Annotated in this window: 21 protein-coding genes; 11 read left to right on the forward strand and 10 right to left on the reverse strand. The window is 68.2% G+C overall.

Going from position 1 to position 24,417, the window contains the following annotated elements; all coding sequences use genetic code 11:
* Positions 1-49: 49 nt before the first annotated feature.
* From ubiB to RA210_RS00335, 9 genes are all read right to left on the reverse strand, one after another.
* Complete coding sequence (gene ubiB, locus RA210_RS00295) at positions 50-1,630, reverse strand: ubiquinone biosynthesis regulatory protein kinase UbiB (protein WP_201485021.1); 1,581 nt, start codon at positions 1,628-1,630, stop codon at positions 50-52.
* 4 nt (positions 1,631-1,634) lie between these two features.
* Positions 1,635-2,249, reverse strand: coding sequence for a ubiquinone biosynthesis accessory factor UbiJ (locus RA210_RS00300; protein WP_201485025.1), 615 nt, complete (start codon positions 2,247-2,249; stop codon positions 1,635-1,637).
* Positions 2,249-3,019, reverse strand: a complete 771-nt coding sequence (gene ubiE, locus RA210_RS00305; protein WP_201485028.1) for a bifunctional demethylmenaquinone methyltransferase/2-methoxy-6-polyprenyl-1,4-benzoquinol methylase UbiE — start codon at positions 3,017-3,019, stop codon at positions 2,249-2,251. Before ubiE ends, RA210_RS00300 begins: the two co-directional genes overlap by 1 nt.
* A 137-nt stretch (positions 3,020-3,156) precedes the next feature.
* Entirely contained in the window at positions 3,157-3,528 is a 372-nt protein-coding gene (locus RA210_RS00310) for a gamma-butyrobetaine hydroxylase-like domain-containing protein (RefSeq protein WP_201485029.1), read from the reverse strand.
* A 124-nt stretch (positions 3,529-3,652) separates the two neighbouring features.
* The gene (gene hslU / locus RA210_RS00315) at positions 3,653-4,993 is read right to left on the reverse strand and encodes an HslU--HslV peptidase ATPase subunit (protein ID WP_201485030.1); all 1,341 of its coding nucleotides are present in this window, start codon (positions 4,991-4,993) and stop codon (positions 3,653-3,655) included.
* Positions 4,994-5,016: 23 nt separating this feature from the next.
* A complete protein-coding gene (hslV, locus tag RA210_RS00320) occupies positions 5,017-5,547 on the reverse strand; it encodes an ATP-dependent protease subunit HslV (protein WP_090349625.1) in 531 nt (176 codons plus the stop codon).
* Between the two features lie 118 nt (positions 5,548-5,665).
* Positions 5,666-6,427 carry an SPOR domain-containing protein gene (locus RA210_RS00325; RefSeq protein WP_201485031.1) on the reverse strand — a complete coding sequence of 254 codons (762 nt, stop codon included), beginning with the start codon at positions 6,425-6,427 and terminating at the stop codon, positions 5,666-5,668.
* Positions 6,428-6,431: 4 nt separating this feature from the next.
* The gene (argS, locus tag RA210_RS00330; RefSeq protein WP_201485033.1) at positions 6,432-8,171 is read right to left on the reverse strand and encodes an arginine--tRNA ligase; all 1,740 of its coding nucleotides are present in this window, start codon (positions 8,169-8,171) and stop codon (positions 6,432-6,434) included.
* Between the two features lie 96 nt (positions 8,172-8,267).
* Positions 8,268-10,487 carry a primosomal protein N' gene (locus RA210_RS00335; RefSeq protein WP_201485035.1) on the reverse strand — a complete coding sequence of 740 codons (2,220 nt, stop codon included), beginning with the start codon at positions 10,485-10,487 and terminating at the stop codon, positions 8,268-8,270.
* Between the two features lie 200 nt (positions 10,488-10,687).
* Here RA210_RS00335 and rpmE point away from each other — a divergent pair, with 200 nt between their 5' ends.
* The 3 genes from rpmE (at position 10,688) to RA210_RS00350 (ending at position 13,187) form a co-directional block, all read left to right on the forward strand.
* Entirely contained in the window at positions 10,688-10,906 is a 219-nt protein-coding gene (gene rpmE, locus RA210_RS00340) for a 50S ribosomal protein L31 (protein ID WP_136491095.1), read from the forward strand.
* A gap of 3 nt (positions 10,907-10,909) precedes the next feature.
* A complete protein-coding gene (locus tag RA210_RS00345; protein ID WP_201485037.1) occupies positions 10,910-11,737 on the forward strand; it encodes a thermonuclease family protein in 828 nt (275 codons plus the stop codon).
* A gap of 181 nt (positions 11,738-11,918) precedes the next feature.
* On the forward strand, positions 11,919-13,187 hold the full coding sequence (locus RA210_RS00350) for a malic enzyme-like NAD(P)-binding protein (protein WP_136491093.1): 1,269 nt from the start codon (positions 11,919-11,921) through the stop codon (positions 13,185-13,187).
* 58 nt (positions 13,188-13,245) lie between these two features.
* On the opposite strand, the gene RA210_RS00355 is transcribed toward RA210_RS00350, so the two are convergent.
* The gene (locus RA210_RS00355; protein ID WP_201485038.1) at positions 13,246-15,660 is read right to left on the reverse strand and encodes a penicillin-binding protein 1A; all 2,415 of its coding nucleotides are present in this window, start codon (positions 15,658-15,660) and stop codon (positions 13,246-13,248) included.
* A gap of 181 nt (positions 15,661-15,841) precedes the next feature.
* Between RA210_RS00355 and RA210_RS00360 the strand changes: the two genes are divergently transcribed.
* From RA210_RS00360 to RA210_RS00395, 8 genes are all read left to right on the forward strand, one after another.
* Entirely contained in the window at positions 15,842-16,906 is a 1,065-nt protein-coding gene (locus RA210_RS00360; RefSeq protein WP_136491091.1) for a pilus assembly protein PilM, read from the forward strand.
* Positions 16,906-17,496, forward strand: coding sequence for a type 4a pilus biogenesis protein PilN (gene pilN / locus RA210_RS00365; protein WP_136491090.1), 591 nt, complete (start codon positions 16,906-16,908; stop codon positions 17,494-17,496). Before RA210_RS00360 ends, pilN begins: the two co-directional genes overlap by 1 nt.
* A complete protein-coding gene (gene pilO, locus RA210_RS00370; protein ID WP_136491089.1) occupies positions 17,493-18,113 on the forward strand; it encodes a type 4a pilus biogenesis protein PilO in 621 nt (206 codons plus the stop codon). The genes pilN and pilO overlap by 4 nt, the downstream gene beginning before the upstream one ends.
* Complete coding sequence (pilP, locus tag RA210_RS00375) at positions 18,113-18,640, forward strand: type 4a pilus biogenesis lipoprotein PilP (protein WP_136491098.1); 528 nt, start codon at positions 18,113-18,115, stop codon at positions 18,638-18,640. The genes pilO and pilP overlap by 1 nt, the downstream gene beginning before the upstream one ends.
* Positions 18,641-18,693: 53 nt before the next feature.
* Entirely contained in the window at positions 18,694-20,811 is a 2,118-nt protein-coding gene (gene pilQ / locus RA210_RS00380; RefSeq protein ID WP_201485039.1) for a type IV pilus secretin PilQ, read from the forward strand.
* Positions 20,812-20,814: 3 nt separating this feature from the next.
* Complete coding sequence (gene aroK, locus RA210_RS00385; protein ID WP_201485042.1) at positions 20,815-21,333, forward strand: shikimate kinase AroK; 519 nt, start codon at positions 20,815-20,817, stop codon at positions 21,331-21,333.
* 98 nt (positions 21,334-21,431) lie between these two features.
* A complete protein-coding gene (aroB, locus tag RA210_RS00390) occupies positions 21,432-22,529 on the forward strand; it encodes a 3-dehydroquinate synthase (protein ID WP_136491086.1) in 1,098 nt (365 codons plus the stop codon).
* Between the two features lie 61 nt (positions 22,530-22,590).
* Complete coding sequence (locus tag RA210_RS00395) at positions 22,591-24,210, forward strand: AAA family ATPase (RefSeq protein WP_201485043.1); 1,620 nt, start codon at positions 22,591-22,593, stop codon at positions 24,208-24,210.
* Positions 24,211-24,417: the final 207 nt, after the last annotated feature.

Consider the following 24,417-nt stretch of genomic DNA (forward strand, 5'->3'; position numbering starts at 1 on the left):
GGGCGCCGGTTCACAGTTCGGTCAGTTTGCCAGTGCTGCCGCGCGCTGGCTATCGGCGCAGGATCAGGTACAGGCCGCCGGCGAGCATCGCCCAGGCCGGCCAGGTCTGCATGCTCGGTGCCAGACCCTGGCTGGCGGCGCCGAGCAGCAGCACCGCGCCGAGCAGGCGTTCCAGCCAGCGACTGCGCGCCGGGGCGGCGGCCGCGCCGCCCTGGCCCAGGCGATCGAGCGCCTGCCGGGTCTTCTTGGCCAGCTGCGGCACCTGCTCGGCCTGGCTCTGCAGGTTGCGCAGCAGCTGCAGCGGGCTCATGCGCTGGCGCATCCAGCGCTCGAGGAACGGCTTGGCGGTGCTCCACAGGTCGAGATCCGGATACAGCTGGCGGCCGAGGCCCTCGATGTTGAGCAGCGTCTTCTGCAGCAGCACCAGCTGCGGCTGCACCTCCATGTTGAAGCGCCGCGCGGTCTGGAACAGGCGCAGCAGCACCTGGCCGAAGGAGATGTCCTTGAGCGGCTTCTCGAACACCGGCTCGCACACGGTGCGGATCGCCGCCTCGAAGTCGTTGACCGGGGTATCGGCCGGCACCCAGCCGGAGTCGATGTGCAGCTGCGCCACCTTGCGGTAGTCGCGCTTGAAGAAGGCCAGCAGGTTGCGCGCCAGGTAGTCCTGGTCCTCGGCGGTCAGGCTGCCGATGATGCCGCAGTCGATGGCGATGTACTGCGGGTCATGCGGCGTGCGGGTGCTGACGAAGATGTTGCCGGGGTGCATGTCGGCGTGGAAGAAGCTGTCGCGGAACACCTGGGTGAAGAAGATCTCCACGCCGCGTTCGGCCAGCTTCTTCATGTCGGTGTGCTGGTCGCGCAGGGCGGCCAGGTCGGTGACCGGGATGCCGTAGATGCGCTCCATGACCAGCACCTTGGGCCGGCACCAGTCCCAGTACACCTGCGGCACGTAGAGCATGGGCGAGCCGTCGAAGTTGCGCCGCAGCTGGGTGCCGTTGGCCGCCTCGCGCATCAGGTCGAGCTCGTCGAAGATGGTGCGTTCGTAGTCGCTGACCACCTCCACCGGGCGCAGGCGGCGGGCGTCGGCGGAAGCGCGTTCGGCGATCTTGGCCAGCACGAACAGCCAGGCCATGTCCTGGCGGATCACCGGCTCGAGGCCCGGGCGCACCACCTTGACCACCACGTCCTCGCCCGTGCGCAGCTGGGCGGCATGCACCTGGGCCACCGAGGCCGAGGCCAGCGGCTGGCGCTCGAAGCGGCTGAACACCTGGTCGATGCGCGCGCCGAGCTGCTGCTCGATCAGCGCCACCGCCTGCTCGGGCGGGAAGGGCGGCACCTGGTCCTGCAGGCGCGCCAGCTCGTCGGCGATGTCCGGCGGCAGCAGGTCGCGGCGGGTGGACAGCAGCTGGCCGAACTTGATGAACACCGGGCCGAGGTCTTCCAGGCTGCGGCGCAGGCGCTCGCCGCGCGACATCTGGATGGGGGCGCGCGGCAGCCAGCGCCAGGGCATGGCGCGCAGCAGGCTGCGCAGCCACCAGGGCAGCGGCAGGTCGAGCAGCAGCTCGTCGAGCTGGTAGCGCACGGCGGTGCGCTGGATGCGGATCAGGCGGCGCAGGGCGAGCAGCTTCATGCGGTCAGTCGGTTTCCAGGCGGCGGGCAAGGCGCTCGCTGCGCGCCTCGAGACGGTCGAGGGCGAGGGTGAGGTCGTCCAGTTCGGCGAAGCGCGCCTCGGCCTCGCGGCAGCCGACCAGAGGACGGGCCTCCTCGGCCAGCCAGTCGGCCAGATCCAGGCGCAGGCTGGCCAGGGCGTCGCCGCTCCAGGCGGCGGCGCCGTGCAGCGGGCGGGCCAGGGCCACGGCGCCGAGCGGGCCGAGCCACTCGGCCAGCGCGCCTTCCCAGTCCAGTTCGAGATCCTGGAGGATCGCCGCCAGATCGAGCAGGCAGGCGCTGTGGCCGTCCAGCTCGACGTCGGGCGCGTGCAGCACGGCGGTCTTGTCGCGGCGCACGGCCAGCTGCAGCAGGCGGCTGGCCGGAGCGCGCAGGGTGCAGTCGGGGACGGCCTCCCAGTGGCCGGCCAGGCGCAGGCCGTCGCTGCCGGGCAGCAGGTACAGGCGCAGCGCCGGTGCCGTGCAGTCGACGGCGATCACCCGGCCTTCCAGTGCGGCCAGGCGCGGGCCGGCGGTGGCGTCCAGCGCCAGCACGCGGTTGAGGCCGGCCTCGACGCCGGCGAGCAGCGCGAGCGGCAGCATCAGGGCTTGATGCCGCGGTGCAGGGCGACGATGCCGCCGGTCATGTTGTGGTAGGTGACCAGGTCGAAGCCGGCGTCGACCATCATGCCCTTGAGGGTTTCCTGGTCGGGGTGCATGCGGATCGACTCGGCCAGGTAGCGGTAGCTGTCGGCGTCGTTGGTGATCAGCTTGCCGGCCAGCGGCATGAAGGCGAACGAGTAGGCGTCGTAGGCCTTGCCGAGCAGGGCGCTGGACGGCTTGGAGAACTCCAGCACCAGCAGGCGGCCACCGGGCTTGAGCACGCGCAGCATGGAACGCAGGGCGTCCTCCTTGTGGGTGACGTTGCGCAGGCCGAAGGCGATGGTGACCACGTCGAAGTGGTTGTCGGGGAACGGCAGCTTCTCGGCGTCGGCCTGGACGAACCTGACGTTGCCGGCAACGCCGCAGTCGAGCAGCTTGTCGCGGCCGACCTTGAGCATCGAGTCGTTGATGTCGGCCAGCACCACCTCGCCGGTCGGGCCGACCAGGCGCGAGAACTGGCGGGTCAGGTCGCCGGTGCCGCCGGCGATGTCGAGCACGCGGTTGCCCGGACGCACGCCGGACAGCTCGATGGTGAAGCGCTTCCACAGGCGGTGCATGCCGCCGGACAGCACGTCGTTCATCAGGTCGTACTTGGCGGCCACCGAGTGGAACACCTCGGCCACCTTCTGCGCCTTCTGGCTTTCCGGCACGCTCTGGTAACCGAAGTGGGTGGAGGGCTCGGCGGAGTCGGGCTTGCGCGGATCGCTCATGTCGCAGTCACCTGAAAAAATGTGGCGGCCATTCTAATCGCCGCGCCGGGCTTTGTCTTGACGCTGCCTGCCAGGGGCTGTGGCAGTTTGTCTCGGCGCTGCTGGAGTGCGGTGCGCCGTGCGCACCGGGCGGCTATTCAGAGCATCAGCTTGACCACGGATTCGTCGGGGTCGCGCGACCTGCCGGCGGCGGCCAGTGCGGCGAGGTAGTCGGCCCACAGCTGCTCCTGGCGGGTGGCCAGCTGGTACAGGTAGTCCCAGGTGTACAGGCCGCTGTCGTGGCCGTCGTCGAACACCAGCTTGAGGGCGTACTGGCCGGCCGGCTCGGCGCCCCTGAAGCCGACGTTGAGCTTGCCGTACTGCAGGATGGGGTTGCCGTGACCCTGCACCTCGGCCGACGGCGAGTGCACGCGCAGGAACTCGGCGCTCAGGCGGTACTGCTGGTCGCCGAAGTGCAGCTCGAGGGTCTTCGACGCCTTGTGCAGCTTGATGGCGGTGGGGATGGGCATTGCAGCAGGTCTCTGCGGGGTGGTCGTAGGGTGCGCCATGCGCACCGCGGCACGGCATGGTGCGCATGGCGCACCCTACGCCGAGCGGTGGGCACGCGCGTAGCGTTGCCCACCCGGTGTCGGCTTACAGGATATAGCGCGACAGATCCTCGTCCTGCGCCAGTTCGCCGAGGTGGCCGTTGACGTAGGCGGCGTCGATGACGATCGGCCGGCCGCTGTGGTCGGCGGCCAGGTCGCCGGCGCTGAACGACACTTCCTCGAGCAGGCGCTCGAGCAGGGTGTGCAGGCGGCGCGCGCCGATGTTCTCGGTCTTCTCGTTGACCTGCCAGGCGATCTCGGCCAGGCGCTGGATGCCGTCGGCGGCGAAGGCGATGTCCAGGCCCTCGGTCTTCATCAGCGCGCAGTACTGCTCGGTCAGCGAGGCGTGCGGCTCGGTGAGGATGCGCTCGAAGTCCTGCGGGCTCAGCGCCTTGAGCTCGACGCGGATCGGCAGGCGGCCCTGCAGCTCGGGCACCAGGTCGCTGGGCTTGGCCAGGTGGAAGGCGCCGGAGGCGATGAACAGGATGTGGTCGGTCTTGACCATGCCCAGCTTGGTGTTGACCGTGCAGCCCTCGATCAGCGGCAGCAGGTCGCGCTGCACGCCCTCGCGGGACACGTCGGCGCCGCTGACGTTGCCGCGCTTGGCGATCTTGTCGATCTCGTCGATGAACACGATGCCGTGCTGCTCGACCGCCTCGAGGGCGCGGGCCTTGAGTTCCTCCTCGTTGACCAGGCGCGCGGCTTCCTCGTCGCGGACCATCTTCAGCGCTTCGGCGACCTTGAGCTTGCGGGTCTTCTTCTTGCCCTTGGACAGCCCGGAGAACAGGTTCTGCAGCTGGCTGGTCATCTCCTCCATGCCCGGCGGGGTCATGATCTCGACGCCGGCCGGGGTATCGGCCACCTCGATGTCGATCTCCTTGTCGTCCAGCTGGCCTTCGCGCAGGCGCTTGCGGAACAGTTGGCGGGTGCTGGAGTCCTCGCGCGGGGCCGGCTCGTCGCCGAAGCCGCTGCGCGCCGGCGGCAGCAGGGCGTCGAGGATGCGCTCCTCGGCGGCGTCCTCGGCGCGGTAGCGCATCTTCTGCACTTCCTGCTCGCGCAGCATCTTCAGCGCGGCGTCGGCCAGATCGCGGACGATCGACTCGACGTCGCGACCGACGTAGCCGACCTCGGTGAACTTGGTCGCCTCGACCTTGATGAACGGCGCGTTGGCCAGCTTGGCCAGGCGGCGGGCGATCTCGGTCTTGCCGACGCCGGTCGGGCCGATCATCAGGATGTTCTTCGGCGTCACCTCGGCGCGCAGCTCGGCGGGCAGCTGCATGCGCCGCCAGCGGTTGCGCAGGGCGATGGCGACGGCGCGCTTGGCGTCGTCCTGGCCGACGATGTGGCGGTTGAGTTCGTGGACGATCTCGCGGGGCGTCATGGACATGGGTGGGGCTCCGGAAGACGCGCTCACTGGGCGCAGTCTTCTTCCTCGATGGTCAGATTCTGGTTGGTGAACACGCAGATGGAGCCGGCGATGTTCAGCGCGGTCTCGGTGATCTCGCGGGCGGACAGCTCGGTCTTCTGCAGCAGGGCCATGGCCGCTGCCTGGGCGAAGCCGCCGCCGGAGCCCATGGCGATCAGTCCGTGCTCGGGTTCGACCACGTCGCCGTTGCCGGTGATGATCAGCGAGGCATCCTTGTTGGCCACCGCCAGCATGGCTTCCAGGCGGCTCAGCGAACGGTCGGTACGCCAGTCCTTGGCCAGCTCGACGGCGGCGCGGATCAGGTGGCCCTGGTGCTTCTCCAGCTGGCCCTCGAAGCGCTCGAACAGGGTGAAGGCGTCGGCGGTGGCGCCGGCGAAGCCGGCCAGCACCTGGCCGTGGTACAGGCGGCGCACCTTCTTGGCGTTGCCTTTCATCACGGTGTTGCCGAGGGATACCTGGCCGTCGCCGCCCATGACGACTTTGCCGTTGCGGCGGACTGAAACGATGGTGGTCAAGGGAGCGATCTCCTGCAGCTGGACGCGGACGTCCGGGATGCAGGGGGATATGGGGGAGGGCGATGCGCTTTTCAACCGCCCGCCCGACCTTGGTCGAGTGCGGGCGGCGAAAGGCGGATCAGCGGCGCTGCTGCACCACGCTGCCGACGCCATTGGCGCCGAGCTGCTGCTTGGCGCCGTCGGCCTGCTGGCGGTTGCCGAACGGGCCGACCACCACGCGGTGCCAGGTCTTGCCGCCGACCTGACCGGACTCGATGCGCGCATCCTGACCGAGCAGGATCAGCTTGGCGCGGGCGCTTTCCGCCTGGTCGCGGCTGGCGAAGGAGCCGGCCTGCAGGTAGTAGCGGCTGGCGGGCTCCGTGGCCGGCCTGGCGGCGGGCGGCGGCGTCGCGGCGGGCCTGGCGGCCGGGGGCGGACTCTGCACCTGCGCCGGTGCCGCAGCGGGCCGTGCCGGGCTCAGCGCCGCGGTGACCGGGGCCGGCGTCGGTGCGGGGGCGGGCGCCGGCTGCGGCGCGACCACCAGGCGCGGCGGCGGAGTGCGACCCTCCAGCAGCGCCTGGGCGCGGGCGGCCTCGGCGGCCTGGACCTGCTCGGGAGTCGGTTGCTCGCCGGGCAGGGGTGCCGGCGAGGCCTTGGTCAGCTCCTCGTAGAACTCGAACCTGGGGCGCTGCGGCGCCTCTGGCGCAGCCGGCTTGGCGGCGGCCTCCGCCGGCGCACGCCTGGCCTCGTCGCGCTTCGGCTCGAGCTGGGCGAGGAACACCAGGAAGCCGCCGATCGCCGCGCCGCACGCCAGCCAGATCCAGCCGGGTACCGGCTGGCGAGTCGACGGCGGTGGCGTGCGGCTGGCGCCGCGTGGCGCCTCCTTCTTGCTGTCGGACATGGGCTTACATGCGCTCCAGGGTGGTCAGGCCGAGCAGCTCGAGGCCCTGCTTGAGGGTACGGCCGGTCAGCGCGGCCAGGCGCAGGCGGCTCTGCTGCACCGCCGGGTCCTCGGCGGCGAGGATCGGGCAGTTCTCGTAGAAGCTGGAGAACAGCCCGGCCAGTTCGTACAGGTAGCTGCACAGGACGTGCGGCACACCCTTGGCGCCGACGCTGTTGAGCACCTCGCCGAACTGCGCCAGCTTGGCAGCCAGCGCCTGCTCCTGCTCGGCCTGCAGGTCGATCTGCCCGCCGATCTCGTCGATGCCCTTGCCCAGCTTGCGGAAGATGCTGGCGACGCGGGTGTAGGCGTACAGCAGGTAGGGCGCGGTGTTGCCCTCGAAGCTGAGCATCAGCTCGAAGTTGAAGCTGTAGTCGCTGGTGCGGTGCTTGGACAGGTCGGCGTACTTGACCGCGCCGATGCCGACGGCCTGGGCGATTCCTCGCAGCTCGGCCTCGTCCAGCTCGGGGTTCTTGGCCTTGACCAGGGCGTAGGCGCGCTGCTCGGCCTCGTCGAGCAGGTCGATCAGCTTGACGGTGCCGCCGTCGCGGGTCTTGAACGGGCGGCCGTCGGCGCCGTTCATGGTGCCGAAGCCCATGTGCTCGAGGTCCATGCCCGCGTGGACGAAGCCGGCGCGGCGCGCGACCTCGAAGGCCATCTGGAAGTGCAGGGCCTGGCGCTGGTCGACGAAGTACAGGGCGCGGTCGGCCTTGAGGGTCTGGCTGCGGTAGCGCATGGCGGCCAGGTCGGTGGTGGCGTACAGGTAGCCGCCGCCGGCCTTCTGCACGATCACCGGCAGCGGGTTGCCTTCGGCGTTCCTGAACTCGTCCATGAACACGCACTGCGCGCCGTCGCTCTCGGTCAGCAGGCCCTTGGCCTGCAGCTCGGCGACGATGGTCGGCAGGTCGGCGTTGTAGGCGCTCTCGCCGCGCACGTCGGCCGGGCTCAGCTTGACGCCGAGGCGGTCGTAGACGGCCTGGCAGTGCGACAGCGACACGTCGTTGAAACGCTGCCACAGGCGCAGGCACTCGGCATCGCCGGCCTGCAGCCTGACCACCAGGGCGCGGGCGCGGTCGGCGAACTCGGCGCTGTCGTCGAAGCGCTTCTTGGCCGCGCGGTAGAACTGTTCGAGGTCGGCCAGCTCGCTCTCGGCGGCGGCCGGGTTCTCCTCGAGGTAGGCCAGCAGCATGCCGAACTGGGTGCCCCAGTCGCCGACGTGGTTCTGGCGGATGACGGTATCGCCGAGGAACTCCAGCACGCGGGCCACGGCGTCGCCGATGATGGTCGAGCGCAGGTGGCCGACGTGCATCTCCTTGGCCAGGTTCGGCGAGGACAGGTCGACCACCACGCGCTGGGCGGCGCCGCTCTTGCGCACGCCGAGCTGCGCGTCGGCCAGCGCGGCCTCCAGGCGCTCGGCCAGGGCGGCGCTGTTCTGGAAGAAGTTGAGGAAGCCGGGACCGGCGATCTCCACCTTGCTGATGGCGGCATCGGCCGGCAGCGCGGCGATCAGCTTCTCGGCCAGCTCGCGCGGTTTCATCCCGGCCGGCTTGGCCAGCATCATGGCGATGTTGCTGGCGAAGTCGCCGTGGGTCTTGTCCCGGGTGTTCTCCACCTGGATCGCCGGGGTCAGTCCCTCCGGCAGCACGCCTTCGGCGGTCAGGCGGGTCAGGGCTTGCTGGATCAGGTGGCGAATGCTGTCTTTCATCGGTGTGCTCTTCAGGCCGGGTGCGTGGGCGCCGGGGCGCTGCTCGAAAACCGTACATTATCCGTAGCCCGTCGGGGCTTGCCAACCGCCACCGGATCAGAACAGGTCGATCGGATCGACGTCCAGCGACCAGCGTACCTGGCGGTTGCCCGGCAGGCTCTCAAGGTCGAGCAGCCAGGGGCCGAGCAGGCGGTGCAGGGCGGCGCGGCCGGGGGCCTGCAGCAGCAGCTGGGCGCGGTGGCGGCCGGCGCGGCGCTCCATCGGCGCCGGCACCGGGCCGAGCACCTGCACGGCGGTCTCGCCGCTGGCCGCCAGGCGCTGCTCGGCCAGACTGGCGGCCTGGTCGAGGAAGGCCTCGGCCTGCGCCATCTGGTGGGCGTCGGCGCGCAGCAGGGCCAGGTGGCTGAACGGCGGCAGGCCGGCGGCGCGGCGTTCGCTGAGCGCCTGGGCGGCGAAGGCGAAGTAGCCCTGCTCGGTGAGCTGCACCAGCAGCGGGTGGTCGGCCAGGTGGGTCTGGATCAGCACCCGCCCGGGTGCCTCGGCGCGGCCGGCGCGGCCGGCGACCTGGACGATCAGCTGGGCCATGCGCTCGCTGGCGCGGAAATCCGCGCTGAACAGGCCGCCGTCGGCGTCGAGGATGGCCACCAGGGTGACCCGCGGGAAGTGGTGGCCCTTGGCGAGCATCTGGGTGCCGACCAGGATGCACGGCTCGCCGCGCTGGATGGTGGCGAACAGCTGCTCCATGGCGCCCTTGCGCGCGGTGCTGTCGCGGTCGACGCGCAGTATCGGGTAGTCGGGGAACAGGATGCGCAGACGCTCCTCGCTGCGTTCGGTGCCGACGCCGACCGGGCGCAGGTCGACGTGCTGGCACTGCGGGCAGGCGGCTGGCGGCTTCTCGCGGTGGTCGCAGTGGTGGCAGCGCAGCTCGCCGGAGCGCTGGTGCAGGGTCAGGCGCGCGTCGCAGCGCGGGCACTTGGCCATCCAGCCGCAGTCGTGGCACAGCAGGGTGGGGGCGAAGCCGCGGCGGTTGAGGAACACCAGCACCTGCTGGCCGGCGGCCAGGGTCTCGCCGATCAGCCGCTGCAGCGGCGGCGAGAGGCCGCTGTCCAGCGGCCGGCTGCGCACGTCGAGGCGCTCGAAGCGCGGCTGGCGGGCGCCGCCGGCGCGCTGGTTCAGGCGCAGCAGGGCGTAGCGCCCCTGCTCGGCGTTGTGCAGGCTTTCCAGCGACGGCGTGGCCGAGCCGAGCAGCAGCGGCACCCGCTCCAGGCGCGCGCGCATCACTGCCAGGTCGCGGGCGTGGTAGCGCAGACCTTCCTGCTGTTTATAGGAGGCGTCGTGCTCTTCGTCGACGATGATCAGCCCCGGCGACCTGAGCGGGGTGAACAGCGCCGAGCGGGTGCCGATGACGATCTGCGCGTGGCCCTCGCGGGCAGCCTGCCAGGCTTCCAGGCGCTCGCGGTCGGTCAGTCCCGAGTGCAGCAGGGCGATCCGCGCGTTGAAGCGGCGGGCGAAGCGCTCGAGGGTCTGCGGGCCGAGGTTGATCTCCGGGATCAGCACCAGCGCCTGCTTGCCGGCCTCCAGCGTCTCGCGGATCAGCTGCAGGTAGACCTCGGTCTTGCCGCTGCCGGTGACCCCGGCCAGCAGGCAGGGGTGGAAGCGTCCTGCGCCTGCGCGCACCGCCTCGAAGGCGCTGCGCTGCTCGGCGTTGAGCGCCAGCTCCGGCTGCAGCAGCCAGGCGCCGTGGTGCTCGGGAATGCTCGGGCGGCGGCGGATCACCTCGACCAGGCCCTTGTCGTGCAGCAGCTTGAGGCTGTCGCGCGACAGCTGGAACTGCTCCAGCAGGTTCTGGTTGATGCCGTGCTGATGCTGGGCCAGGGTCGCCAGCGCCTGACGCTGGCGCGGCGCGCGGGCCAGACGCGGGTCGTCGAGACGGGCGCCGGCCGCGGCCTGCCAGATGCGTTCCTCGCCGCGCTCGGCCGATTCGCCCTGGCGCAGCAGGTTGGGCAGCGCCCAGCTGAAGGTGTCGCCGAGGCTGTGCTGGTAGTAGCTGGCGGTCCAGCGGCACAGCTCGAGCAGCGCCGGCGGCAGCACCGGGCGGCGGTCGAGCAGGGCGACGGCTGCGCGCAGGCGTTCCTCCGGCACCTCGCTGTGGGCGACTTTCTCAACCAGTACGCCGACCAGCTCGCGGCGGCCGAACGGCACGCGCAGGCGTACGCCGGGCACGAGCAGGGTCGGGTCGCAATCGGTGGGCGCGCGGTAGTCGAACAGGCGGCGCAGCGGCGAGGGCAGGGCGAGGCGCAGGATGGGCAGGGTCACGCAGGGGCTCCGCAGGCGAAGGCCGGCGATCTTAGCACGCAGGCACTGCGCCGCCGTGACGGCCGGATGCTTGCATCGGATAGGGCGTCTGTTATCATGCCGCCCTATTTTTCCGGGTGGCCTGGCTGCCCCGGTGAATTACCTCGTGCGGTGCCCGGCATGGTGTCGGGTGGCGGCACACCACCCCTGAGGATCCATAGATGAAACCGGAAATCCATCCCGCGTACGAAGAAGTCACCGCGACCTGCAGCTGCGGCAACGTGGTCAAGACCCGTTCCACCCTGTGCAAGGACCTGAGCCTCGACGTCTGCTCCGAGTGCCACCCGTTCTACACCGGCAAGCAGAAGGTGCTGGACACCGGCGGCCGCATCGACCGCTTCAAGCAGCGTTTCGCCGGCTTCGGTTCCACCAAGAAGTAAGCGATGCGCAGCGGGGCTCGCCAGGCGTTTCCCGCAGCCACCAAAAAGGCGTCCCTCTGGGGCGCCTTTTTTGTTTGTGCCGCTTTTGTCCTGGCGCCGCCCGGCGCCCGGGCCGATGGCTGCCGGGCGCCGGGGCCGCTGCGCGAGGCGTCGGTGGTGCGGGTGGTGGACGGCGATACCCTGCGCCTGGGCGATGGCCGCAGCGTGCGCCTGATCGGCCTCAACGCACCGGAGCGGGGCCGCGATGGCCGCCCACCCGAGCCGTTCGCCGAGGCGGCGACCCGTCATCTCGAGCGTCTGGTTGCCGCCAGCGGTGGGCAGGTTGCCTTGGTCTCCGGCGTGCAGGGGCGCGATCGCTACGGCCGTCTCCTGGCGCATGCCTTCGGTCGTGACGGGCGCAACTGGGAGGCACAGCAGCTCGCCGCCGGTCTCGGCTTCGCCGTGGCGCTGGCGCCGAACACCGCGCTGGCGCAGTGCCAGTTCGCCGCCGAGGCGGGAGCCCGTGCGGGCGGCCGGGGAGTGTGGCGGCGCAGTCCGCTGATCGAGGCGGCGCAGCTGCGCCGCGCCGGCTTTGCCCTGGTGCGCGGGCGGGTGGAGCGGATCGAGCGCAACCGCGGCGGAGTCTGGCTGGAGCTGGAGGGCGACCTGGTGCTGCAGGTTGCCCCGAGCGTGCTGGCGCAGTTCGACGAGCGCGCCCTGCGGAAGCTGCGGGGACAGATGGTCGAGGCGCGTGGCTGGGTGATCGAGCGCCGCCGGCGCGGCTCATCCGGGCAGGGGCAGGCGCGCTGGCTGTTGCCGCTCACCCATCCGGCGATGCTCGAGCGGCGCTGAAAAGGTGGGCCCGGGCAGCGCCGGGGCGGGCCGGCGAGGTGGCTGCGGGGCTGGCCGAAAGTGGCCCTTGACAGGCGGCTTCGAGGCTCTGCGGTGATGCTCTTGTGGGGCTTCGCGCTCTTGCCGTATGCTCGGGATCCCTGTCTGTACCTACATAACTATAGAAAGCGGAAGCACCAACATGTCTGATTTGAAAACCGCCGCGCTCGAGTACCATGCCCAGCCCCGCCCCGGCAAGCTGAGCGTCGAGCTGACCAAGCCCACGGCTACCGCGCGCGACCTGTCCCTTGCCTACAGCCCCGGCGTCGCCGAGCCGGTGCGCGAGATCGCCCGCGACCCCGAGCTGGCGTTCAAGTACACCGGCAAGGGCAATCTGGTGGCGGTGATTTCCGACGGTACCGCGATCCTCGGTCTGGGCGATCTCGGTCCGCTGGCCTCCAAGCCGGTGATGGAAGGCAAGGGCGTGCTGTTCAAGCGTTTCGCCGGTGTCGACGTGTTCGACATCGAGGTGGACGCCGAAAGCCCGCAGGCCTTCATCGATACCGTCAAGCGCATTTCCATCACCTTCGGCGGCATCAACCTCGAGGACATCAAGGCGCCCGAGTGCTTCGAGATCGAGCGCGCGCTGATCGAGCAGTGCGACATCCCGGTGTTCCACGACGACCAGCACGGCACCGCCATCGTCACCGCCGCCGGCATGCTCAATGCCCTGGAGATCGTCGGCAAGAAGCTGGAAGACGCGAAGATCGTCTGCCTCGGCGCCGGCGCCGCGGCCACCGCCTGCATGAAGCTGCTGGTCGCCATCGGTGCGAAGATCGAGAACATCTACATGATCGACCGCAAGGGCGTGATCCACGCCGGTCGCGACGATCTGAACCAGTACAAGGCGGTGTTCGCCCACGAGACCGACAAGCGCACCCTGTCCGACGCGATGGAGGGTGCCGACGTGTTCGTCGGCCTGTCCGGGGCCAACCTGCTGCCGCCGGAAGACCTGGCGCGCATGGCGCCCAATCCGATCGTGTTCGCCTGCTCCAACCCGGATCCGGAGATCAAGCCGGAGCTGGCCCGCGAGGTACGCCCGGACGTGATCATGGCCACCGGCCGTTCCGACTACCCGAACCAGGTCAACAACGTGCTCGGTTTCCCGTTCATCTTCCGCGGTGCCCTCGACGTGCGCGCCACCCGCATCAACGAAGAGATGAAAATCGCCGCGGTCAACGCCATCCGCGAGCTGGCCAAGCTGCCGGTGCCGCAGGAAGTGTGTGCAGCCTACGGTGTCGACTGCCTGGAGTTCGGTCGCGAGTACATCATTCCCAAGCCGATGGATCAGCGCCTGATCCAGCTGGTGCCGGATGCGGTGGCCAAGGCGGCCATCGAGACCGGCGTGGCGCGCCTGGGCTATCCGGCGCACTATCCGCTGAAGTCGGTGGATGACGTGTTCGGCGCCTGATCGATCGGCAAGCCAGAAAAAACCCGCCATTCGGCGGGTTTTTTCATGTCCGGGCGGGTCAGAACAGGTCGATGGGCACTGCAGCCGGCTCGCTGCCGAACTGGTCCCGGAAGCCGTCGCTGCTGACTTCCTGCGCCGGCTGCGGCGGTGCGTCCTTGTTGAACAGCTCGAAGAAGGCGCCGCTGGCCCCCGCGGCGGCGGCGCGACCGGTGCTCGGGTCGATGCGCAGGCGCAGCAGGCCCTCCGGTTCCGGCGGCAGGTGCATCGGGCGGTCCTTGAGGGCAACGTCCATGTAGCGGATCCAGATCGGCAGGGCCACGGTGCCGCCGTATTCGTGGCGGCCGAGGCTCTGCGGCTGGTCGAAGCCGGCCCAGGCGGTGGTGACGAAGTCGCCGTTGTAGCCGGCGAACCAGGAGTCCTTCTGCTCGTTGGTGGTGCCGGTCTTGCCGGCCAGGTCGCTGCGCCCCAGGCTCAGGGCGCGACGGCCGGTACCGCGATTTATCACGTCCTGCAGCATGCTGGTCATGATGTATGCGGTGCGTGCATCGATCGCCCGCTGGGCCTGCTGGGCGGGCGCCGCCTGCTGCGGGCTGTCGGTGGTGGGCGCAGCGTCGCTGGCCATCACCGGCGCCGGCTCCTGCGCGCCCGGTACCCGCGGCGGGTTGGCCTGGTACAGGGTCTTGCCGTCGCGGTCGTCGATGCGGGTGATCAGGTAGGGCTGCACCCGGTAGCCGCCATTGGCGAATACCGCGTAGCCGGTGGTCACCTCGAGGGGAGTGAGGTTGGCGGTGCCGAGGGCCAGGGAGAAGTTGCGCGGCAACTCCTCCGGGGGCAGGCCGAAGCGCTTGCCGTAGTCGAGGGCGTAGTCGATGCCGATTTCCTGCAGCAGGCGGATCGACACCAGGTTGCGCGACCTGAACAGGGCCTCGCGCATGCGGATCGGGCCGAGGAAGGTATTGTTGTCGTTCTTCGGACGCCAGACTTCGCCGCTGTAGGGGTCGACGAACTCGATGGGGGCGTCGTTGATCAGGCTGGCGGCGGTGAAACCCTTGTCCAGGGCGGCGCTGTAGACGAACGGCTTGAAGCTCGAGCCGGGCTGACGCTTGGCCTGGGTGGCGCGGTTGTAGTTGCTCTGCTCGAAGGCGAAGCCGCCGATCAGTGCGCGGATCGCACCATCGGCCGGGTCCAGGGAGACCAGCGCGCCCTGGGCCTGCGGCAGCTGGACGAAGCGCAGGGTGCCGTCGGCCTGGCGCTGCACGCGGATCAGGTCGCCCTTCTGCACCACGTCGGCCGGTTTGCTCGGCTGGCGGCCCAGGCTGTTGTTGCCGAGGTGCGGGCGTGCCCAGCGCATGGTGTCCCAGGCCACTGCTTCCTCGCTGCCGCCGCGGGTCAGGACGCGGATGCCGTCGCTGCCGATGGCGCTGACGATCGCCGGCTCCAGGCCGCCGAGAGTGCGCTGTTCGGCCAGTCTGCCCAGCCAGCCTGCCGCGTCGAGCTGTGGCAGGCGTTGCTCCGGGCCGCGGTAGCCGTGACGCTGGTCGTACTCGATCAGGCCGTCGCGCAGGGCCTGGTTGGCCGCGCTCTGCAGTCTGCTGCTGACGGTGGTGTGGACACGATAGCCTTCGGTATAGGCGTCGCTGCCGAAGCGACCGATGATTTCCGCGCGGGCCATCTCCGCCACGTAAGGGGCCTCCAGCTCCGGCGGGCTGGCAGCCTGCTGGCGCACTTCGACGGGTTCGGCCAGTGCGCTCTGATAACGCTGCAGGTCGATCTTGCCCAGCTCGTGCATGCGCGAGAGGATCCAGTCGCGGCGGATCTTGGCGCGCTCGGGGTTGACCACCGGGTTGTAGCGCGAGGGAGCCTTGGGCAGGCCGGCGATCATCGCCAGCTGGGCCAGCGACAGCTCGCCGATCGGCTTGCCGTAGTAGATCTGTGCCGCCGCCTCGATGCCGTAGGCGCGGTTGCCAAGATAGATCTTGTTGACGTAGAGCTCGAGGATCTCGTTCTTGCCGAGCGCCCGCTCGATCTGCAGGGCCAGGAGTATCTCGTTGATTTTCCTCGAGAAACTTCTCTCGTTGGAGAGGAAGAAGTTCTTCGCCACCTGCATGGTGATGGTGCTGCCGCCGGTCTGGATCTGCCCGCTCTTCAGCAATTGCGCCGCGGCACGCATCAGGCTCTTGACGTCGATGCCATGATGGCGGGCGAAATTGTCATCCTCTGCCGCCAGCAGGGCATCGATGAAGTCCTGGGGGATGTCGGCGAAGGCGATGGGGCTGCGGCGCATCTCGCCGAATTCGGCGATCAGCTTGGCGTCGGCGCTGTAGACGCGCAGCGGCACCTGCATGCGCACGTTGCGCAGCGTTTCGACGGAGGGCAGGCCCGGGCTGAGATAGAGGAAGGTGCCGCTGAAGCCGAGCAGCAATGCGCTGAGCAGGGCGACACAGGTCCACGACAGAAGCTTCAACAGACGCATTGGGAATCTGGCTTGTCCGGGGGGAAAGGCGGTGACTGGGCGGCAGGGAAAAGGCAAAAGCTGTTCACATTATAAGTGTTTTTTCCCCGAGGTAGCCATTTACCCCTCTGTCAAGTGGGGGTGTTTAATGCTGAAATACGCGAACCGTCCGTAACCATCGGATGCTGATAGGAAATTGGCCGTGCTAGGGCTCTTCAACAAGACCGCGAATACGCTATTGGGGATCGACATCAGCTCCACCTCGGTAAAGCTGCTGGAGCTGAGCCGCTCGGGGGGGCGCTACAAGGTTGAGGCCTACGCGGTCGAGCCGTTGCCGCCGAATGCCGTCGTCGAGAAGAACATCGCCGAGATCGAGGGTGTCGGTCAGGCGCTGAGCCGCGTGCTGGTCAAGGCCCGCACCGGGGTCAAGAACGCGGCCGTGGCCGTGGCTGGCTCGGCGGTGATCACCAAGAGCATCGAGATGGACGCCGGGCTGTCCGAGGACGAGCTGGAGAACCAGCTGAAGATCGAGGCCGACCAGTACATCCCCTATCCCCTCGAGGAGGTGGCCATCGACTTCGAGGTCCAGGGCCCGGCGCCACGCAACCCCGAGCGTGTCGAGGTGCTGCTGGCGGCCTGCCGCCGGGAGAACGTCGAGGTGCGCGAGGCCGCCCTGGCTCTCGCCGGCCTGACCCCTCGGGTAGTCGATGTCGAGGCCTATGCGCTGGAGCGCGCCTACTCGCTGCTTGAGCCGCGCCTGGCGGGCGAGCGCGACGAGCTGACCGTGGCAGTGGTGGACGTCGGTGCGACCATGACCACCCTCAGCGTGCTGCACAACGGCAAGACCATCTACATCCGCGAGCAGCTGTTCGGCGGCAAGCAGCTGACCGAGGAGATCCAGCGCCGCTACGGGCTGTCCTTCGAGGAGGCCGGTCTGGCCAAGAAACAGGGTGGCCTGCCGGACGACTACGACAGCGAAGTGCTGCTGCCCTTCAAGGAGGCCGTGGTGCAGCAGGTGTCGCGCTCGCTGCAGTTCTTCTTCGCCGCCGGCCAGTACAGCGACGTCGACTGCATCCTGCTGGCCGGCGGTACGGCGTCCCTGCCGGATCTCGACCGGTTGATCCAGCAGAAGATCGGCACCCCCTGCGTGGTGGCCAACCCCTTCGCCGACATGGCGCTGGGCAGCAAGGTGAATGCCGCGGCGCTGGCCAGCGATGCGCCGGCGCTGATGATCGCCTGCGGCCTGGCGATGAGGAGTTTCGACTGATGGCCAGAATCAACCTTCTTCCCTGGCGCGAGCAGCGCCGCGAGGAGCGCAAGCAGCGTTTCCTGGTGGCGCTCGGAGCTGTGCTGGTGGGTGGTGCTGCGCTGGTGTTCGCTGGCGACCGCTACCTGAACATGGCCATCGAGCAGCAGAACGCACGCAACGACTTCGTGCGCAAGGAAATCGCCGTGCTGGATGGGCGGATCAAGGAGATCAGCGAGTTGCGGCAGCGCCGTCAGCAGTTGCTGGAGCGGATGAAGATCATCCAGGACCTGCAGGGTAATCGGCCCATCATCGGCCGGATCTTCGATCAACTGGTGCGTACCCTGCCCGATGGCGTGCACTTCACCGAACTGAAGATGACCGGCAAGAACATCGCCATCGGCGGCGCCGCCGAGTCCAACAATCGCGTGTCCACCCTGATGCGCAACCTGGATGCCTCCGAGTGGCTGGAGGCGCCCAACCTGACCGAGGTCAAGGCGGTGACCGCCGGCGCCGTGGACCAGGCCAACGTGTTCAAGCTGAGCGTGCAGCAGACCCAGCCCGAGAATGTTGACAAGTCCGTCGCCCAGCGAGGAGGTGCCAAGCAATGAGTCTGGCTGAATCCCTGGAAAGCCTGCGCAAGGTCAACTTCAACGAACTCGATGTCAACAATCTGGGGTCCTGGCCGGGGCCGGTTAAGGTCATCGCCGGCATCCTGCTTTTCGTGGTGGTACTGGCGCTGGGCTACAACTTCCATCTCATGGATCTGCAGGCGCAGCTCGACCAGCAGCGCAGCGAGGAGGAGCTTCTCAAGGAGCAGTTCGCCACCAAGGCCTTCCAGGCCGCCAACCTGGACGCCTACCGCCAGCAGATGGTGGAGATGGAGCAGTCCTTCGGTGCGCTGCTGCGGCAGTTGCCCAGCGATACCGAGGTGCCCGGCCTGCTCGAGGACATCACCCGCACCGGCCTTGGCAGCGGCCTGGAGTTCGAGGAGATCAAGCTGCTGCCGGAAGTCACCCAGCAGTTCTACATCGAGCTGCCGATCCAGATTCGTGTGGTCGGCGGTTACCACGATCTGGCCTCTTTCGTCAGTGGTGCCGCCAGTCTGCCGCGGATCGTCACCCTGCACGACTTCGAGATCAAGCCGCAGGGGGAGGTGGGCGATGCGAAACTGGCAATGAGCATCCTGGCCAAGACCTACCGTTACAACGACAAGGGGCTGAAATGATGAACGGCTCCCGCCTGATTATCGGCAGCCTGCTGCTGCTCAGTCTCACCGCCTGCGAGTCCTCGGGAGACTTCGCAGACCTGCAGGCCTACATGAACGAGGTGCGCGGACGTCCCAGGGGGGAAATCGAGCCGCTGCCCAAGTTCCAGCCCTACGAGGCCTTCACCTACAGTGCCGCGGCGATGCGCAGTCCGTTCCAGCCGCCGGTCAGGGTCGACCTGCAGAAGCGCCAGAAGGGCTCGGTGGAAATCAAGCCCGACGAGACACGGCCCAAGCAGTTCCTCGAGGGTTTCAACATTGAGGTGTTCCAGATGGTCGGCCTGCTGGCCAATGACAACGGCCGCTTCGCCCTGGTCAACGGTGCCGGCGGAGTGCACCGGGTCAAGGTCGGCGACTACCTAGGGCGCAACCACGGTCGCATCGTGACGATCGCCGACGAGCGCATCGAGGTCGTCGAAATTGTTCCGGACGGCGAGGGGGGCTGGCTCGAGCGGCCGCGCACCCTGACCCTCAAAGAGCGTTCCTGAGGGGGCTTCCACGCATGCACAATCCAATTCGGTCTGCACAACGGATTCAGACAATGAACACTTGCATTTCGCGCTTCAGCCTGTCGCTGCTGGCGGCGCTGCTTTCGCAGGCGGCCCTGGCCGCCAACCTGCAGGGGCTCGATGTGGCGGCCCTGCCCGGGGACCGGGTCGAGCTGAAACTGGCCTTCGACGAGCCGGTGGCCGCCCCGCGTGGTTACACCATCGACCAGCCGGCGCGCATAGCCCTGGACCTGCCGGGAGTCAGCAACAGGCTTGGCTCGCGCAATCGCGAACTGGGCGTCGGTAATGCTCGCAGTGTGACTGTGGTCGAGGCCAAGGATCGTACCCGGCTGATCATCAACCTCAGCACCCAGGCTCCATACAGCACGCGTGTCGAGGGCAATAACCTGTTCGTCGTGGTTGGCGGCTCGGCGGCGGCCGCCGCCGGCAGCGTCAGTGCGGTTCCGGCGCCTGCGGCAGCCCGGCCGCTGGCCCAGGCTTCTCAGCCGTTCGTGCCGGCCGGCAAGGCGATCCGCAACATCGATTTCCAGCGCGGCGAGCAGGGTGAAGGCAATGTCGTCATCGACCTGTCCGAGGCTGGGATCGCACCCGATATCCAGGAGAGTGGCGGCAGGATCCGCCTCGAGTTTCCGCGCACCCAGTTGCCCGAGCAATTGCGTGCGCGCCTGGATGTGAAGGATTTCGCCACCCCGGTGCAGTTCGTCAACGCCTCCGTCAGCGGCGACAAGGCCACCATCGTCATCGAGCCGAGCGGCCATTACGACTACCTCGCCTACCAGACCGACAACCGGCTGACCATCAGCGTCAAGCCGCTGACTCAGGCGGACGTGGAGAAGCGCAAGGGCGAGCGCTTCGCCTATACCGGCGAGAAACTGTCGCTGAACTTCCAGGATATCGACGTGCGCTCGGTGCTGCAGTTGATCGCCGATTTCACCGACCTCAACCTGGTGGCCAGCGACACCGTGCAGGGCAACATCACCCTGCGTCTGCAGAACGTACCCTGGGATCAGGCGCTGGATCTGGTGCTGAAGACCAAGGGCCTGGACAAGCGCAAGATCGGCAACGTGCTGCTGGTGGCGCCGGCCGACGAGATTGCCGCCCGCGAGCGCCAGGAGTTGGAGGCGCAGAAGCAGATCGCTGAGCTGGCACCGCTGCGCCGGGAGTTGATTCAGGTCAACTATGCCAAGGCCTCCGATATCGCCACGCTCTTCCAGTCAGTCACCAGTGGCGAGGAGCAGGGCAAGGAACGTGGGTCGGTTACTGTAGATGACCGCACCAATAGCATCATCGCCTACCAAACCCAGGACAAGCTCGATGAGCTGCGTCGCATCGTTGCCCAGTTGGATATCCCGGTGCGCCAGGTGATGATCGAAGCGCGCATCGTGGAGGCCAATGTCGATTACGACAAGAGCCTCGGTGTCCGTTGGGGCGGCAACCTTTGGAAGGCTAACGATACCAAGTGGCGTGCCTGGGGTAAGGATGGCAACCTGGGAGTGGAGGATGGCGATGAGGGGCAGGTGGGACGGTTTCCCGGTACCCCCACGGTGCCAGTCAACAGCCCCTTCGTCGATTTGGGCGCGGCCGGAGCTACTTCGGGCTTCGGTCTGGGCTTCATCACCGACAACGTGATCCTCGATTTGCAGCTGACTGCCATGGAGGCGAGTGGTAATGGCGAGATTGTGTCCCAGCCCAAGGTGGTCACGTCCGACAAGGAAACCGCGAAGATTCTGAAGGGCTCGGAAGTGCCTTACCAGGAGGCCAGCTCCAGCGGTGCTACCAGCACTTCGTTCAAGGAGGCTGCGCTGGCCCTGGAGGTGACCCCGCAGATTACGCCGGACAACCGTGTCATGCTCGAGGTGAAAGTCACCAAGGATGAGCCTGACTTTGGTCGTGCCATCGGTGGCGTGCCTCCGATCAACAAGAATGAGGTCAATGCCAAAGTTCTGGTCAATGATGGTGAAACCATCGTGATCGGTGGTGTTTACTCCAATTCGCAAGGTAAATCAGTCGAGAAAGTGCCGTTCCTCGGAGATCTGCCATTCCTTGGTCGGCTGTTCCGCCGTGATCTGGTAAGCGACAGCAAATCCGAGCTGCTGATCTTCCTCACCCCGCGTATCATGGACACCCAGGCAATTTCGGTGAGTCGTTGATACGTGCGCAATGTGATACTCGTGGGCCCGATGGGGGCTGGCAAGAGCACCATCGGGCGTCTTCTGGCCAAGGAGCTGCACCTGCCGTTCAAGGATTCCGACAAGGAAATCGAGGTGCGCACCGGTGCGGACATCCCGTGGATCTTCGATGTCGAAGGCGAGCAGGGTTTCCGCGAGCGCGAGCAGGCGGTGATTGCCGACCTCTGTCATGAGGATGGCCTGGTGCTGGCCACCGGCGGCGGCGCGGTGTTGCGCCCGGCCAATCGCGAAGCGCTGCGCGCCGGTGGACGGGTGGTCTACCTGCACACCTCAGTGGAGCAGCAGCTGGAGCGCACTGCGCGGGATCGCAATCGCCCGCTGTTGCGCACGGCCAATCCCGGCCAGGTGCTGCGTGAGTTGATGGCGCTCCGCGACCCCCTCTATCGCGAGATTGCCGACGTGATCATCGAGACCGACCAGCGACCGCCGCGCCTGGTGGTGCAGGAAGTGCTGGGCCGTCTGGAACAGTTGCTCCCTCGTTGAGCGCTGGTGGTCGGCGTCTACGACCAAGGCGCAAGTCCGCTCCGAATGGGGGGCGAACTGCGCTATCCTAGTGGTCTTTTTCCATGAGCGGGGGCCACATGCGGACTCTTCACGTCGATCTCGGCGAGCGCAGCTATCCCATCTTCATCGGCGCTGGTCTGCTCGACCGGCGCGACTGCTTCACTCCCTACATTGCCGGCCGCCAGGTGGCGATCGTCACCAACCAGACGGTGGCGCCGCTGTATCTGCAGCGCCTGCTGGACACCCTGCAGGGCTACCAGGTGACGCCCATCGTCCTGCCCGACGGCGAGGCGTTCAAGAACTGGGAAACCCTGCAGCTGATCTTCGACGGTCTGCTCGAGGCGCGCCACGACCGGCGCACCACCCTGATCGCCCTCGGTGGCGGAGTGATCGGCGACATGGCCGGTTTCGCCGCCGCCTGCTACCAGCGTGGTGTCGATTTCATCCAGGTGCCGACCACCCTGCTGTCGCAGGTGGACTCCTCGGTGGGTGGCAAGACCGGTATCAACCACCCGCTGGGCAAGAACATGATCGGCGCCTTCTACCAGCCGAAGGCAGTGGTGATCGATACGGCGACCCTGGGAACCCTGCCGGCGCGCGAACTGTCGGCCGGCCTCGCCGAGGTGATCAAGTACGGGCTGATCTGCGATGAGCCGTTCCTTGCCTGGCTGGAACTGCACATCGATGCGCTGCGCGCGCTGGACGCCGAGGCGGTCAGCGAGGCGGTCGAGCGCTCCTGCGCGGCCAAGGCGCGGGTGGTGAATGCCGACGAGCGTGAGTCCGGCGTGCGCGCCACTCTCAACCTCGGCCACACCTTCGGCCATGCCATCGAGACCGAGATGGGTTACGGGGTCTGGCTGCATGGCGAGGCGGTGGCGGCCGGCACGGTGATGGCGCTGGAAATGTCCTGCCGTCTTGGCTGGATCGATGCCGCGGCTCGCGATCGCGGTATCCGCCTGCTGGCGCGCGCCGGTCTGCCGCTGGTGCCCCCGGCGGAAATGGGGCCGGAGGAATTCCTGCGCCACATGGCGGTCGACAAGAAGGTTCTCGATGGCCAGTTGCGTCTGGTGCTGCTGCGCCAGCTCGGCGATGCCGTGGTCACCGCGGACTACCCCCGCGAGGTTCTCGAGGCGACGTTGCGTACGGACTACGCTGCGCTGGTCCGTCAAGCATGAAGTGAGCTGATGGCCCCGGCGTTCGCGCCGGGGCTTTTTGTGCAAATGGGATGAGGCATTCATGACCAGCCTGCAGGCCGATGAGGCATTTGTTGAGCATTACCAGTTTACGCACGACCCCTTCACCCCTCGGGTGCCGGGCTTCAAGTTCTTTCCCGCGCAGCGCAAGCCGGTGCTGGCGCAGTTGCACCAGTTGGCGCGCTACAGCGCGCTGATGCAGGTGGTGACCGGCCCTCTGGGCAGCGGCAAGACGCTGCTGCGCCAGGCGCTGGTCGCCAGCAGCAACAAGAGCAGCGTGGTCAGCGTGCCGGTCTCGGCCCGCCAGGCAGCCAGCAGTCCCATGCTGCTGCGCGCCTTCAGCCACGGCCTGGGAGGCAGCTATCAGGATGTCGACGGCCTGCTCGGTCAGGTCGCCCGCCTCAATCAGGTCGGCCAGGAGGTCTACCTGCTGGTCGACGATGCCGAGAAGCTGCAGGACGAGGCGCTGGATACCCTGGCGGCCCTGGCGGCCGGGGACAGCGATGGTCGCGCCCATGTGTTCCTGTTCGGCGAGCCTGAGCTGCTGGCGCGTCTGGATGCCCGCGGCAGGGCCGCCAACTGCCATGTACAGCAGCTGCAGCCCTACACTCTGGCCGATACCCGTGCCTACCTGGCGCAACGCCTGGAAGGTGCCGGTCAGGAGCTGGAGCTGTTCGATGATGCGCAGATAGAGGAGATCCACGCCGAGTCGGGAGGTTGGCCGGGAGCGATCAATCGGGTTGCCCGGGAGGTGCTGGTCGAGGCCATGCTGGTCGAGCATCAGCCGCAGGCGCAGGCCGGTGGTGGCCTGAGCCTGCCGAAGAAGCACATCGTCGCCCTCGGCGTGGTGGTGGCCGGTGTGGCCCTGGCTCTGGTGATGAAGGGGGGCGCCCCGGAGCTGCCTCGGCCGGATGGCGTTCCGGCTGGTGAGTCTGGCGTGGCGAGCGCGCCGTCCATCGAGTTCGCCGGTGACGGCAAGGCGGTGCCGTTGCCGCTGGTCGGCCAGGGGCAGCCGGTGCCGCGCGAGCCGCTGGCGCGCGCCGCCGGACAGGCGGCGGTCGAGGAGCTGGATGCCGCCAACGCGGCCATGCCGCTGCCGGCGGCCGGCCAGCCGGTCACCCCGAGCAGCGCCACGCCGCCGCAGGAGCCGGTGGCCCCGGTCGCGCTCCCGCCGGTCGAGCCGGTCGCCAAGCCGGCACCGGCTCCCGCCCCGGCGGCTGCACCGGCACCTGCACCGGCAGTCCAGTCTGCCGCAGTCGCCGCTGTGCCGGTCGCCAAGCCGGTTGCTGCGCCCCAGCCGGCGCCTGCCAAGCCGGTCGCGGCGGCTCCGACCCCGGCTCCTGCACCAGCCTCGGCGGCTGGCGGCGCCGGCAACAGCGGCTGGTATCTGTCTCAGCCGGTCGGCCAGTACACCCTGCAGCTGCTCGGCACCAGTTCGGAGGCGGCGGCGCAGAGCATGGTGCGCGAGGGTGGCGGCGAATACCGCTACTTCCGCAAGCTGCACCAGGGCAAGCCGCTGTACGTGGTGACCTACGGCCGCTTCAGCAGCCCGGAGGCGGCGAAGTCGGCGGTGGGCGCCCTGCCGGGACGCCTGCAGGCCGGCAAGCCCTGGCCGCGGACCTTCGCCAGCATCCAGCAGGAAATCCGCCAGGCCGGTCGCTAGACTCGCTGAGGTGATGAAAAAACCGGCGATGCGCCTAGGCGCATCGCCGGTTTTCTTTTATAAATGCGACATCGAATTTTCGCTTACGCGTCATTTGTGCTTTTTCGGTCATGGTGTGCACGCTACAATGGCGCATCCGTGATCGCAGCAAGCGCCGCAAACGTGGTAGGAAAGCGGGACAAAGTTGCGAAGAAACGCCCGAATCGA

The sequence above is a fragment of the Pseudomonas sp. OF001 genome (assembly GCF_904426495.1).
Classification (GTDB): Bacteria; Pseudomonadota; Gammaproteobacteria; order Pseudomonadales; family Pseudomonadaceae; genus Geopseudomonas.

Excerpts from the sequence above, each read along its gene's own strand:
- argS (WP_201485033.1), bottom strand. The coding sequence starts at position 8,171 with ATGAAAGACAGCATTCGCCACCTGATCCAGCAAGCCCTGACCCGCCTG.
- hslU (WP_201485030.1), bottom strand. The coding sequence starts at position 4,993 with ATGTCCATGACGCCCCGCGAGATCGTCCACGAACTCAACCGCCACATC.
- RA210_RS00350 (WP_136491093.1), top strand. The coding sequence starts at position 11,919 with ATGTCTGATTTGAAAACCGCCGCGCTCGAGTACCATGCCCAGCCCCGC.
- RA210_RS00355 (WP_201485038.1), bottom strand. The coding sequence starts at position 15,660 with ATGCGTCTGTTGAAGCTTCTGTCGTGGACCTGTGTCGCCCTGCTCAGC.
- ubiB (WP_201485021.1), bottom strand. The coding sequence starts at position 1,630 with ATGAAGCTGCTCGCCCTGCGCCGCCTGATCCGCATCCAGCGCACCGCC.
- pilQ (WP_201485039.1), top strand. The coding sequence starts at position 18,694 with ATGAACACTTGCATTTCGCGCTTCAGCCTGTCGCTGCTGGCGGCGCTG.
- RA210_RS00310 (WP_201485029.1), bottom strand. The coding sequence starts at position 3,528 with ATGCCCATCCCCACCGCCATCAAGCTGCACAAGGCGTCGAAGACCCTC.
- RA210_RS00300 (WP_201485025.1), bottom strand. The coding sequence starts at position 2,249 with ATGCTGCCGCTCGCGCTGCTCGCCGGCGTCGAGGCCGGCCTCAACCGC.
- pilO (WP_136491089.1), top strand. The coding sequence starts at position 17,493 with ATGAGTCTGGCTGAATCCCTGGAAAGCCTGCGCAAGGTCAACTTCAAC.
- RA210_RS00325 (WP_201485031.1), bottom strand. The coding sequence starts at position 6,427 with ATGTCCGACAGCAAGAAGGAGGCGCCACGCGGCGCCAGCCGCACGCCA.
- pilN (WP_136491090.1), top strand. The coding sequence starts at position 16,906 with ATGGCCAGAATCAACCTTCTTCCCTGGCGCGAGCAGCGCCGCGAGGAG.
- RA210_RS00395 (WP_201485043.1), top strand. The coding sequence starts at position 22,591 with ATGACCAGCCTGCAGGCCGATGAGGCATTTGTTGAGCATTACCAGTTT.
- aroB (WP_136491086.1), top strand. The coding sequence starts at position 21,432 with ATGCGGACTCTTCACGTCGATCTCGGCGAGCGCAGCTATCCCATCTTC.
- RA210_RS00345 (WP_201485037.1), top strand. The coding sequence starts at position 10,910 with ATGCGCAGCGGGGCTCGCCAGGCGTTTCCCGCAGCCACCAAAAAGGCG.
- pilP (WP_136491098.1), top strand. The coding sequence starts at position 18,113 with ATGAACGGCTCCCGCCTGATTATCGGCAGCCTGCTGCTGCTCAGTCTC.
- ubiE (WP_201485028.1), bottom strand. The coding sequence starts at position 3,019 with ATGAGCGATCCGCGCAAGCCCGACTCCGCCGAGCCCTCCACCCACTTC.
- rpmE (WP_136491095.1), top strand. The coding sequence starts at position 10,688 with ATGAAACCGGAAATCCATCCCGCGTACGAAGAAGTCACCGCGACCTGC.